We start from the raw sequence: 13,636 nt of genomic DNA, 5'->3' as shown, positions 1-13,636 counted from the left end.
TAAAATATTCTGGAGGCTACTATGACACATATCAAATTTGACTATTCCAATGCTGCAGGGTTCATGAACCAGGAAGAAATTGAGAACCTTGCCCCTTTCGTCTCAAAAGCGCATGAGATGATTCATGACAAGATGGGGACGGGCAGTGACTTCCTCGGCTGGGTCGGGCTGCCGAAAGACTACGACAAGGAAGAATTTTCACGCATCAAAGCGTCTGCCGAGAAGATCCGGAAGGATTCCGACGTCCTGCTCGTAATCGGCATCGGCGGCTCATACTTGGGTTCCAAAGCTGCAATTGAAATGTTGAAGCCGACATTTTCACATGAAGGGACGGAAATTATATTTGCCGGCCACCACTTGTCCAGCCACTATATGAATGAATTGAAGACCTATCTCGAAGACAAGGATTTCTCGATCAACGTCATCAGCAAATCAGGCACGACGACGGAACCGGCAATCGCCTTCCGCATCTTCAAGCAGCTCCTTGAGGAAAAACATGAGGATGCAAAGGGCCGCATCTATGTCACTACGGACAAGGAGAAGGGTGCCTTGAATACACTCGCCCGTGAAGAAGGCTATGAAATGTTCGTGGTCCCGGATGATGTCGGTGGCAGATACTCGGTATTGTCTGCAGTCGGTCTGTTGCCGATCGCCGCTTCAGGCATAGACATCGATGCCATGATGCAGGGCGCTGCCGATGCCATGGAGGAACTGGCTGAACCGGCGCTTGAAAAGAACCCTGCATACCAATATGCTGTGGTCAGGAACGCCCTCTACGACAAAGGCTACACTGTGGAGATGCTGATCAACTATGATGAACGGCTCAAGTATTTTGCGGAATGGTGGAAGCAGCTGTTCGGTGAAAGTGAAGGGAAGGACAACAAAGGCATATTGCCGCACAGTGCCCACTTCACCACTGATCTGCACTCATTGGGACAATATATCCAGGAAGGCCGGCGCACGCTCATGGAGACCGTCATAAGCATCGGGACTCCCCTCAGCGAACTGACCATCGAAGAAGAATCCCAGGACCTTGATGGCCTGAACTATCTCGCAGGCATGACCGTCGATGAAGTCAATCGTCAGGCGATGCGCGGGACCATCCTGGCCCACGTCGACGGCGGCGTGCCGAACATGATGGTGGAAGTGCCCCGCCTTGATGCCTATACGTTCGGCAGCATGGTGTACTTCTTCGAGGTGGCATGTGCGATGAGCGGCTACCTTCTTGGGGTCAACCCGTTCAACCAGCCAGGTGTTGAAGCATACAAGCAGAACATGTTCGCGCTGCTCGGCAAATCAGGTTATGATTCATTGAGAGAACAATTGAATGACAGACTCCGATAAAAACTATATAATCAAGGGAAGATCAGGCTATATTACAAGGTAATATAGCCTTTATTAAATGTGCGAGGTTATGCGTATTGGAACTCGAAACCCTACTCAAGAATTTGACCACCCAGGAAGGTCTGGAATCCCTGTTTGCTGAAGTGGAAGCACTCGGGCCGCTAGTCGGGTTCGTTCTGACACTGATCGAATCGTTCCTGCCGTTCCTTCCGCTTTTTGCGATTGTCATCATAAACATCAATTCCTACGGTTTCATAATCGGCTTCCTCCTCAGCTACTCGGGGACGGTCGGTGGCAGTTACCTTGTCTTTCTGACGATCCGTTACTTCCTCCGTGCGCCTGCCCAGAGATATATCCACAGGCATAAGCGGTTGGAGGGGATGCTTGAATTCATCGATCTGAAGGGGTTCTCCTTTCTGCTGATCCTCCTGTCCCTGCCTTTTACGCCAAGTTCAGTCATCAATCTTATAGCTGCTTTATCGAACATAAGAAAAGTCGTATACTTATATATATTGCTGGTGTCCAAGGCGATTATGATACTGCTTATGTCCATCGTCGGATATGATATTACATCATTCTTCACTTCGCCGCTGCAGTTGACGCTATCAATCATTTTCCTTGTGGTGCTGTATTTCTTTTCAAAATGGTACCAGAGGTATATCAATAGTAAATTGGAGAAATAGGAGGGAAGCGGATGAAGAAGGAAGTTGGAGAATGGCTGATGGCCATCCTCGTATCAGTCATCCTGATTGTTCTGATCCGATCCTTTCTTTTCGTATCCTACTCGGTCGATGGCCTGAGTATGGATCCGACATTCGAAGACGGAGATAGGGTCGTAGCCAATAAAATCGTGGAATACTTCGGTGGATATGAAACTGGGGATGTGGTCGTCTTCAATTCTGAGGTGGGGCCAGCCTATGTCAAAAGGGTCATCGGAACACCGGGGGATACGGTGAAGATGGAAGACAAGCAGGTATATGTAAATGGGGAGCCCCTTGAAGAGGACTATGTGGTGAATACCGGGGATTCCTATATGGATAATTTTACACTTTCCGATCTCGGCGTGGAAGGTGGGGAGATTCCGCAAGATCAATTCCTCGTACTTGGGGATAATCGTCCCATCAGCCGTGACAGCCGGGACTTCGGGATGGTCGATAGGGAACAGATTATAGGTGAAGTACAGTTGCGTTTTTGGCCACTGAACAGGTTTGGCACTAATTTCGATTGATGGGCACCCTTATTCGGGTGTCTTTTGTCTACTTGAAGGAGTGAGTATATGGGAATCAATATCTGGACTGGAGTGAGCGGTACGGGAAAGACCAGGCAGATGTTCGATGAAATCGGGCAGATTACGGAGAAGGCGCCTCTTGGCTCCAGTATATATATAGTGACACCTACCCAGAATACATTGCGGTATGAGAACATCATCACCAATCCGACAGCGGAGCATCCAGGCGTCGGCAGCCTGCGTACAGCTGTCTTCAGCTTCAACCGGCTCATGTGGCATGTGTTTAATGAAACGGGGCATTCGACGCGTGATGCCCTATCGTCAGGCGGGCACATCATGCTCCTGCACAAGATGATGAATGAAATGAAGCAGGCGCTCCGCTTCTATAAAAACAGCGCACAGTACATAAAGTTTTCGGATAAGGTTCTGGATATGCTGAGTGAATTGCGGGCCTACCGCGTGGCGCCTGATGATTTCGAGCGGATAGATGCACCGGCCGGCCGTGTCGCCGATAAGATGCACGACTTGGAGATGATCTACCGCAGATGGGAAGGCCGCATCAACGAACTCCAGATAGAGGATATCAACATAGCCGATCAATTCATCGAACTGTTGTATTCAGATGTGCCGATCCGTTCACTTGAAGATGCCGTCATCTATATAGATGGCTTCCATAACTTTACAGAAAGTGAATTTGCGCTGATCCAGGCACTTGAGACAAGGGTGCGGACGATCAATCTGCTGCTTACACACGAAGGCACGAATAAACAGCTTTTTCGTAAAACTGATGCGGTGATCGAGCGCCTACGCTACTACATGGGGGATGCCAAGCTTGATTTTACGCACTTCGGTGAAGATTTCAGACGCTCGGATAAGGCTGGACTGATCCAGATGGAGCGCTACTTCGATCAGGGTCAGAAGCTGTTCGACTATGACGGTGTCATCTTTACCGAGGCGCCGACGGTGACCGAGGAAGTCAACGATGTGGCGCGTGAAATAGAGGATCTCGTCTTTGAGGGGAAAGCGGCCTATAGCGATATAGGTGTGCTCCACCGGGATCCCAACTACGAACCAGTCATCCAGTCTGTGTTCAGGCGCTACGATATCGCCTATCATATGGACCGCAAGATACCAATGTATAAGCACCCATTCATCCAGTTTGTGATGGGGCTTCTCGAGTGCTACATGAAGCACTACGAAGCTTCCGCCTTCATGAACGTGCTGAAGGCAGGATACCTGCATGAAGACGTTGAGCGCGGTTATGTCGACCTGCTTGAGAACTTTATATTGGAACGCGGCATCGAAGGGCTCCAGCTGTTTGATGACGACCATTTCCGCTATCAGACTGAAGTTACCGACTTTGGGGTGCGGCGCGTCGATAGAGGGGAAGAACATGCTGGCATGATCGACTTCAAGAATCGTATGCTGACACGGCTTGAAACGCTTTATCAGGCACTCAGGGAGGCGGATACAGTACGCGGTTATATCGGCATCATCTATGATTTCGTCGTTGATGAAGGAATCGCAGACAGGCTGGTCGGCGAGATGGAGCAGCTTGACGCAGCAGGTGAAGTCGGAAGGCGGGACGAGACGGAACAGGCCTACAATATGTTCATCCGCCTACTCGATGACGCCTACGTCGTCTTTGATGACGAAGAAGTCTCCTTCACCATCTTCTATGAAACTTTCATCGATGGCCTGAAGAATGCCGAGTTCAGTCTATTGCCTTCCACCATCGACCAGGTGATGGTGGGGTCACTCGACCTCTCCAAGGTGGAGAACAAGAAGTACATCTTCATGATCGGGTTGAACCGTGACGTCATGCCACGTGAGACGACAAGCACGGACATCATTACAGATGAGGAGAAAGTGGTGTTTGAGCATGCTGATATCGAACTGTCACCGAGCTCCCGGACTTTGGCGCAAGATGAGCGTTTCGTCTTCTACCTGGGCGTGACACGGGCGACTGAAGGGCTGTATTTGAGCTGGTCGAGCACCTTGCCGTCAGGGGACGGCACCAAGATAAGCCCCTTCATGGCGGAACTGCTGCCGGGGGAAACAGGTGTCAGGCACTATGAATACCGGAAGACCAATGAATATGACCGCTTCGCACCAAGCCGCCTGATCACTTCGATCGACAGCATGGAGCCCTTACTGCATCTTAAGATGCGTGAAATGATGACGGCTCCGGTCGACGGGCCAAAAGCATTCCTTTCGCTGCCGGAGTACAGGGGGTGGATCGAGGCTTATCAGATAGTGGCCAAGGAACGTTGGCATGATGTCTACCCCCGCCTCAGGCGCAACCTCACCCATGACAACCGGGCAGAGCCGCTTTCACGGGAAACGGCGGAAGCGCTCTACTCCAATGAGATGAAGGCCAGTGTGTCGAGGTTCGAATCGTATTTCAGATGTCCATTCCAACATTTCAGCCGCTATGGACTGAAGCTTAGGATACGCAAGCCATATGAGGTGGCACCACTTGAGCTCGGCAACTTGTACCACGAGGTGCTGTATGACGTCGTGAAGCAGCTGGACTATACGCTGCTGCATGAAGAAGAGACTATAGAACGCGCCGTGGCCCAAGGGATAGAACGGTTTTCCAAAGCAATCCAATACGGCATCTTCGAGCGCACGGGCTACTACCAGTCCTTAAAAAAGCGCGCCGGCGATGCCATCATGCGCCTATTGCGCTTCATGAAGGACATGGAAGCGAGTGGAGAATATGACATAAAGGATGCAGAGCTGTCGTTCGGCTTCAGGGACAGTAAAATGGAAGCGGTGACGCTGACGTCTGATGACGGCTACAGCATCCTTCTGCGCGGCAAGATCGACCGGGTCGACATGTATGACATCGGGGATTCTGCATACGTTAATCTGATCGACTACAAGTCGAGTACGAGGAGCATATCCCGTGCAGGCATTTTGAACGGACTGGAGCTTCAGATGATCACCTATATGTACGTGCTGATGAAGCACGGTCCCGATTATTTCGGTAAAGAAAAGATAATGCCGAACAGCATGTTGTTCTTCCCGGTGCGGGATCCGCTCATTGCGCTTGATGATGAGGCATCGCTCGAGACGGTCGAAGCGGAACGCCGAAGGCGCATGCGCCCGGACGGCGTATTCATCAACGAGCACCCGGAATATGACGGCATCATCGACGAGCATTCCATCGGCATCCAGGGCATGCTGTCCGAGTTTGAGGATTTCAAGGAGTACGGCCGCTATCTCCCTGTATCAGTCACGAAAAACGGGAAGATCAATGGGCGGACCCGGCACCGGTATATGAGCCCCCATCTGTTCACCCATTATGCGACGCACGTATTGGAGATGTACCGGGAGGCCACCGACAGAATCTACAGCGGTGACGTCCGCGTCTCCCCGATGGAGATGGACGGTGGGCGGCTGCCTTGTGAGATGTGCGACTTCAAGTCGGCATGCCATATCGATGCCCTGATGAACCGTGAAGATATAAGAGTCAGCGCCTATGATGAAGAGTCGATAGGTGAATTTGAAAGCGAGGTGGCCATAGATGGTCCAGTGGACGGATAGACAGCTCGAGGCAATTGAATATGAGGGGTCTGATGTATTGGTGGCGGCGGCAGCCGGAAGCGGTAAGACGACCGTCCTCGTCGAACGCATCATCCGTAAGGTGCTCAGCGGAAAATACAGCATCGATGAAGTGTTCGTGGCGACATTCACCAATATGAGCGCCCGTGACATGAAGGATAAAATCGAGGCGGCACTCCAGGCCGCCTACCATGATAAGCGCGATCCGGCCATATATGCAGAAATCCTGAAGCTCAAGGAAGCCCATATCAAGACGCTCCACAGCTTTTGCCTGCATCTTATACAGATGCATTATAATGCAATCGGACTGCCGCCTGATATGCGCACATTGGGTGACGTCGAAATGAAGATCAGGCTTGAGCAGGCCATTTCGAATGTTTTGGAAACCTATTATAAAAAAGCGGATCCGGATTTCAACCAGCTGGCCATGATGCTGTCATCCGACAAGAGCAATGATGGGCTCCAGAACACGATACGGGATCTGTACCATACCGCTGTGGCGAGTCCAGATCCGAGAGGGTATCTGGAGGAGAACCTCGATCGGTACCAGGATGAAGGTTATCTCGGGGGCATATTAGCCTCCCACAACCACGATGTCAGGCTGAAGCTCGCGGCACTGTACCCGGATATCGAACGGCTTTTTGAGCATTACAGGACAGCAGTACACACATCCATAAAAGAAACGCAGGTACGGGATGCCTTTGACGGCCTGGAAACACTTGAGAAAAGCGTGCGCCAAGCGATGGAGACCAACCGCAACGGTGATCCGGTCGAGCTGCCGCCCTATATGCTCAAAGACGGTCGCTCGGCGTTCATCCGCAATATCGAAGATGAAGATGAGAAAAAACGACTGCTCGACGTCCAGAACCGGATCAAGAAACGGTATCAGGAAATACGTGAACTACCTGCCTATACCTTCTCCCTCGTCAAGGAGGAGTTATCGCCCCTCAATGGCATGAGGAACACATTGATTGAAATCGCACTGGAAGTGCTCGAACGGTTCCAGAGCGAAAAGCGTGCGCGTAATGAAATGGACTTTTCGGACTATGAACATTATGCCCTGGCCATATTGGGGGCTGAAGATGGTGACATCAGACGCCGCTACCGTGCACAGTTCAAGGAAGTCATGATCGATGAATATCAGGATGTCAACCGTGTGCAGGAAGCGATTATACAATCGCTGAAGTCGGGGGACGAACAGGACGGCAACCTATTTATGGTAGGGGATGTGAAACAGTCCATCTATAAATTCAGGCAGGCAGACCCTTCACTATTCATCGAGAAGGCGGAACGCTTCAAAAATCCTGGAAGCGGCAGATTGATCAGTCTGAACCATAACTTCCGTTCACGGAGGGAAGTCATTGATGTGACGAATGATGTGTTCGGACGCATTATGGACAAGGAGGTCGGGGAAGTGGATTACGACGAAACCCATCGGCTTGTTCAAGGGAATTATCTGGATGCCCCACCGCTTGCGTCGGAATGCCACATTATAGAAAATGCGGAAGGGGCGGGGAGTGATGCAGAAATCCTCCATATTGCAGAAATCGTCCGCAAGCTCAGGAAGAAAGGCGTCGACTATCAGGATATCGTGATTCTGACCCGCAATACGCGGGATAATGAAGCGTACCGCAAACTGCTGTCTGCAGCTGAGCTGCCTGTTTTTGTCAACAACCGTTCCGGTTATCTGGATACCCTTGAAATCCGCACGATGATCAGCCTGCTGTCGATCATCGACAACCCGCTGCAGGATGACCATCTCGTCGGTGTAATGAGGCTGCCCATGTTCGACTTTTCGGAAGATGACATCGCTGAAATCCGGGCACGTTCGGACGAGGATTACTTGTATGAGGCGGTGTTGACATACGAAGGGTCTGCAGTCGTCATGAAGAAGATAGGGATTCTGAGTGAGGCACTTGAAATGTTCCGTTCCCACGCACGGTATATGAGCGTGCCGGAACTCATCGATGAAATCTATGCCGAACTTAATATACTGGAATACTTCGCAGGGATGCGTGGCGGCCTGACCCGGCGGGCGAACTTGAACGGCTTCATCGAAAAAGCCATGGAATTTGAAAAGATGTCGCATCTGTCACTTTACGACTTTATTGCATACATTCATCGCATGATCCAGGATGGGCAGGATTTCGGTGAGGAGAATACAGTCTCAGACGGAGATGACACATTACGCGTCATGACCATCCATGCATCGAAAGGTCTGGAGTTCGGCTATGTCATCTATGCAGGTCTCCATCGTCAGCTTAATATGATGGACCTGTCAAGGAAAGCAGCAGTGCATCCTGACGCGGGGATAGCATTCAAACGCTATATGCCAAAACATCAGGCAGTGCTTCCAAGCATCCACTCGGAAGTCCTCAGGCGAATGGTCCGCCGTGAGCGGATCAGTGAAGAGATGCGCCTCGTCTATGTGGCGTTGACCCGGGCAGTCCACCAGCTCATCATCCCGCTTGTCTATAAAGACGAACGGAAGGATAAGTTCAGCTATGAAGGCGGCATGGTCCATGCAGATGACCGTCTGGCCATCCAGAACATCAGGGACCTGCTGGCCCCGGTACTGGATCAGATCCCAAGCCAGACACTTGAAATGGCGGAGATTGGAGAAATCAAGGAAGTCAGGCAATCGAGGGAGCATATTACGCTTGATGACATCGAACAGTTGAAGACAAACGAAAACCAATTGCTTAAGGAACGCATCCTTTACCGTTATCCAGATCGGGCAGCGACGCATACTGTATATAAGGAATCGGTAACGGAAATAAAAAGGCGGAATGAAACGCCTCCAGACGATAGTGCGGTCATCCGGCATGACCGTACGCCGAATTTGAGAGCCCCCAATTTCAGGAGCAGCTCGATGGAAGCGCCTGTTTTTGGTACCATGATGCACGAACTGATGATGCATCTTCTGAACCGGTATGATGAAATAAGCGGGCTGGATAAAGCCGAAGAGGGCCCGCTTGAAGATTTCATGCTCGATATGATCAGGGTGCATACTGAAGAAGATCCCCTGATTACGGATACCCACCGCGACAAGATGATGATCAACATGAAGCGCTTCATGTCTGATGATGATATGCGCCAGCTCTTGGATGACAGCCTGGAGATATATACGGAGACGCCTTTCATCATGAACCAGGCAGCAATCGGATATTCGGACTTCAGCAGCCAGATGGTCCAGGGGATCGTCGATGTACTGCTTGAGATGGAGGAGGGCTATGTCATCATCGACTACAAGACGGACCGGCTGCGTCCGGGTGATGAAGTGGACGATCTGATCGACCGTTACCGTACACAGATGGATATATACAGGCGATCCATCATGCAGGCCCTAAGCAAAAATGTTACTGTATACCTATATTTCTTTGAGTATGGAGCGGTTAAAATTGATGACTGATAATATGAGGGCCAGGAGTATACTTGGTTTTGCCTTGCTCCTTGCCCTCCTGATGAACGGATTATATTTCATGATGCCCTATGATGCAGTGAACCCATACGAATACTTGCACGGAATCAACCTCAGCACTTTCCTGGCGCTCGATATCTTCATCGGAGGGGCAGTCGTCCCTCTGATTGCGCTTGTAGGCGGTTACCTCATCCACTCCTATAGCGGGATCGGGGTGGGGAACCTGGCCAAGGTGCTCGGATTTCTGTTGGCCCTGGGGATAGTGCATACGTTTTTCGTCCACGCATTCGATTTCCTTCCCGGACTGGCGCTGATGGGCCTGGTGACGGTGTTATTCGTGAGGGCGCACTGGAGCGCACCGCTGTTTAGCGGCTTAGCCTTGTTTGCTGTACATCTGACAACGAATGTACTTGTCGGTTTCTTTACAAATATAGGGTCTCCGACAGATATCATCTATACGGCGATGCAGGATGTGACCGAGTATACCTCCGTCTTCCGTGACACGGATTATTTTGCGATTGTCGCGATGAATATTGAAATATTTTCACAGAATGCATTGAGCAGTTTGTATGGCCTTATATTCACCGTCCTGCCATGGCTGCTCATCGGGCTGTCCTTCGGAAAGCTTGATGTTGTCCGGATGATTGCTGATGGCCCCGTGATGGCCATCGTACTTTTCGTCGTGTTGGCAGGCGGTGGCATCGCAATGAAGATGGCCCAAGTACTGACGCTTGGCAGTTACAGCGGACGGCTGCTTGCCGAAAACTTCGGGGGCCCTGTCCTTGCCCTGGGTTATTTCTTCCTGCTGGCATATGCCACTATAGTCCTGCCTGGGAGGATCATCGGCGTGTTCAGCCGTGCCGGTAGATACATCGTCACGCTTTATGTGTTATCGAATATCTTGTTCATGCTTGTCTTCTATGGTATTGGCATGCGCATGTATGGGGAAATGGAGATATCTTCCATGATATGGCTTGCTTCAGCAGCCTACATCTTTCTCCTCGTGCTCTCTGCTGTCATGGAAAAGTATAATGTGAAAGGAATCGAGCATTTGTTTGCGAATAATTCTGAAAATGACATGAAAAACAAGAGAGACATGTTATAATATAATAAATACACATAATAAGAGGAGCGTATTCCATGAAATTTCTAACATTCTATTACCAGGACCATACGTATTACGGCGTCAAAGTAAAGCGTGAAGAGAGTGCGTGGATCCTGCCAAGATTGTTTGAGGCATTCGGCTCGGAGGAGGCATATCCAAAAACACTTCTGGAAGGCATCTCAAAGTATCACACACTCGACTTCCAGGAATTAGTCCGTAAACTCGTGGGAAAAGCGGAAGCTTCCGAAAATCCGGACCAATATAAAGCGCCTTTCGATGAAATTACATTCAAAGCGCCTGTAACCCCTCCGAATAATGTGATTGCTTTCGGGCGAAACTACCAGTCCCATGCTGACGAAATGAACAATGAGGTACAAAGCCTCTATGTCTTCACCAAAGCGGCGACGAGTCTGGTGGGAGATGGGGAAACGATACCGAACCATCAGGACATCACGAGTCAACTCGACTATGAGGGGGAACTCGGTGTAGTCATCGGTAAACGTGCCGAGAAGGTTCCAAGTTCAATGGCGCTTGACTATATATATGGCTATACAATCATCAATGATATCACTGCACGCGACCTTCAGAAGCAGCATAAGCAGGCCTTCTTGTCGAAGAGTCTGAAGGGCGGCTGTCCGATGGGGCCCTTCGTTGTAACTAAAGATGAACTTCCGAATCCGGAAGAGACATCCATCGTGACTAAAGTGAACGATGAAATCCGCCAGGACGGCAGCACGAAGGAAATGGTCCTCAAATTGGACGAACTCATTGCGGAAATCTCCAAATTTGTCGTGCTTGAGCCGGGTGATGTCATCGCAACGGGCACCCCGGGAGGCGTCGGTGCCGGCATGGATCCCCAGAAATTCCTCAAGCCGGGTGACGAGGTGCGCATCGCAATCAATGGCATCGGCACCCTCACGACACATATTGGGAAGTAATTTCCTCTTAAATATGATAGAATATTGATGATTCATATTTGAAAGGAAGATTTATGTGATACATCTGCACTTGACGGCACTGGTCCTTGCGATCATCCTGTTTTTCATCACTTATAATTCAATCGACTATCCGGATGGCGAATCGAAATACTCGAAGCCGCTGCACATGGTGTTGAGGCTGGTCTACCTGATCATCCTATTCAGTGGCCTCATGCTGTTCCTCGATTTCGGCAGCGGCAACCAGATGCTCTACGGCATCAAATTCCTTCTTGGATTGGTGACGATCGGCCTGATGGAAATGGCCATCATCAAGCAGCGTAAAAAAGGCACAGGCCGCAATCTTATGATCGGACTCATCGTATTCCTGATCATCACGATTGCACTCGGCATCTACTTGCCGATGGGTCCTTTGAGCGCAATGTTCCAGTAATGGCAGAGGCACTCCTTTAGGGGTGCCTTTTTTCATGGAAATTTGTGAACGTTTATTGAAATGAACCTTTTTTAAAACGTTATCTAGTATACTGAACCTATAAAAGCAGAAGGTAGGATCGCAATGAAGAAAACTATGATATATATGGCGATGCTGTTGATGGCATTCGGTTTGACCTATGACACGGCATCTGCAGAAACGACCAACACCAGAATCTATACCATCGTTGTCGACCGGTTCATGAGTGGGGATGACGGAAATGACATAAATGTAACTGATGAGAAAGAAACACCGTTGCCATTCGGCGGTGATTTCCAAGGTATCGAAAGCAATCTGGACTACATAAAGGATATGGGGTTCAACGCCTTGATGCTGTCTCCTGTATTCGACCGGGCCGAAGATGATTATCTGGGTTATGCCGTTAGGGAATATGGTGAGATTGAAGAAGCCTTCGGGGGACCGGAAGCGTTTCAAAGCCTGATAGATGCCGCGCATGAGCGGGGGATGGATGTCATCGTCGATATGCCGGCCACTTTGGCTGAAGGCTATACAGCTTTGGATAGGCCCATATTGAATAATATCCAACAGGACTATTACGGCATGATCGATGCAGAATTCATAGACCTGAGCAATGCTGACAACCAGAAACGATACAAGGAAATGGCGCGTGAATTCACTGGGGAATATAATATCGATGGACTCAGCATGACAGTAATCCAAGATGGCATAGACGCCAAGGAATTTCTGCCTGAAGATGTCACGACCTATGGAATAAGTGGAGACGATGATATTTCATTGGAAGGCTTCGACCATGCTGCTCCAAACGATCTGCAGGAGGCTTTATCATATGGCTTCAGTAAGCCTGACCGTGAAACCCCTGCCTATCCGACAGATGGCACCCTGCTTCTTGCAGACCATTGGTTCAGTGAGCGGTTCACCCATAATGTAGTGGAGGCAAATATGTTCCCCGGTACGCGCATCAATCAATTGACCACTTACTTGTATGCCTATCAGGGGCCTATCGCGTTTCAATATGGTACTGAAATCGCATTGAACGGCGATGAAATCCCGATTGTCCACAGGCAGATGGATCTATGGACGGACCAGGAGCTGGTGGATGAAATTGCAGCGATCAATGAAGTGACGCAAAAACATCCCCAGATCTATCAGGGGGAGACCGAAGTGATCAAAAATGAGGACGGTCACTTCGTGCAGCGCTATTATACATCAGATGTGGATTTTGTATTGAACATAAACAGCACCTCTGTGACTGAAAATGTAGAAGTGCCGTTTGAGGGTGAAGATGAAAGCAAGATGCTCAGCGGTATGCTCATCGGCGACCTGATCCGTGGCAGTGACATGGAAAATGATGCGTTTCTTGCGGTATTGGATCGGGAAGAGAGTGAACTCTATGCCATCATTGAGGAAACCGGGATGAACAACGGCTATATATACGTAGGCCTGCTTATCTTCGGAGGCTTCGGCATCTTCGTCTGGTTGGTTGCAAGAAAGCGCCGGCCAAATGAAAGAAAGTAATCAGCATGGGAAATAAATGGAAAATAAATCAGGAAAAGGCCAGCCGGCTCCCTAAAATGGAGTC

Annotated in this window: 9 protein-coding genes; all 9 read left to right on the top strand. The window is 49.9% G+C overall.

Annotated features, from left to right (window positions below; translation table 11 throughout):
* Positions 1–21: 21 nt before the first annotated feature.
* The 9 genes from ACFFLE_RS04260 to ACFFLE_RS04220 all read left to right on the top strand — a co-directional run bounded on the left by ACFFLE_RS04260 (position 22) and on the right by ACFFLE_RS04220 (position 13,572).
* On the top strand, positions 22–1,344 hold the full coding sequence (locus tag ACFFLE_RS04260) for a glucose-6-phosphate isomerase (RefSeq protein WP_380569907.1): 1,323 nt from the start codon (positions 22–24) through the stop codon (positions 1,342–1,344).
* A 77-nt stretch (positions 1,345–1,421) separates the two neighbouring features.
* Positions 1,422–2,027: a TVP38/TMEM64 family protein gene (locus ACFFLE_RS04255; protein ID WP_380569906.1), complete on the top strand. Its 606-nt coding sequence runs from the start codon at positions 1,422–1,424 to the stop codon at positions 2,025–2,027.
* 11 nt (positions 2,028–2,038) lie between these two features.
* Positions 2,039–2,572 (top strand): signal peptidase I, encoded by a 534-nt coding sequence (gene lepB / locus ACFFLE_RS04250; RefSeq protein WP_380569905.1) that lies wholly within the window; start codon positions 2,039–2,041, stop codon positions 2,570–2,572.
* 48 nt (positions 2,573–2,620) lie between these two features.
* Positions 2,621–6,124 carry a PD-(D/E)XK nuclease family protein gene (locus tag ACFFLE_RS04245; RefSeq protein ID WP_380569904.1) on the top strand — a complete coding sequence of 1,168 codons (3,504 nt, stop codon included), beginning with the start codon at positions 2,621–2,623 and terminating at the stop codon, positions 6,122–6,124.
* Positions 6,105–9,554: a helicase-exonuclease AddAB subunit AddA gene (addA, locus tag ACFFLE_RS04240; protein ID WP_380569903.1), complete on the top strand. Its 3,450-nt coding sequence runs from the start codon at positions 6,105–6,107 to the stop codon at positions 9,552–9,554. The genes ACFFLE_RS04245 and addA overlap by 20 nt, the downstream gene beginning before the upstream one ends.
* On the top strand, positions 9,547–10,668 hold the full coding sequence (locus ACFFLE_RS04235) for a DUF418 domain-containing protein (RefSeq protein WP_380569902.1): 1,122 nt from the start codon (positions 9,547–9,549) through the stop codon (positions 10,666–10,668). The genes addA and ACFFLE_RS04235 overlap by 8 nt, the downstream gene beginning before the upstream one ends.
* A 35-nt stretch (positions 10,669–10,703) precedes the next feature.
* The gene (locus ACFFLE_RS04230; RefSeq protein ID WP_380569901.1) at positions 10,704–11,606 is read left to right on the top strand and encodes a fumarylacetoacetate hydrolase family protein; all 903 of its coding nucleotides are present in this window, start codon (positions 10,704–10,706) and stop codon (positions 11,604–11,606) included.
* 55 nt (positions 11,607–11,661) lie between these two features.
* The gene (locus ACFFLE_RS04225) at positions 11,662–12,036 is read left to right on the top strand and encodes a YisL family protein (protein WP_380569900.1); all 375 of its coding nucleotides are present in this window, start codon (positions 11,662–11,664) and stop codon (positions 12,034–12,036) included.
* 123 nt (positions 12,037–12,159) lie between these two features.
* Positions 12,160–13,572: an alpha-amylase family glycosyl hydrolase gene (locus tag ACFFLE_RS04220; protein WP_380569899.1), complete on the top strand. Its 1,413-nt coding sequence runs from the start codon at positions 12,160–12,162 to the stop codon at positions 13,570–13,572.
* Positions 13,573–13,636: the final 64 nt, after the last annotated feature.

Source organism: Salinicoccus siamensis, from assembly GCF_042429615.1.
Lineage (GTDB): Bacteria > Bacillota > Bacilli > Staphylococcales > Salinicoccaceae > Salinicoccus > Salinicoccus siamensis.
Note: the sequence above shows the minus strand (reverse complement) of the source record. Positions and strands in the feature narration are given on the sequence as shown.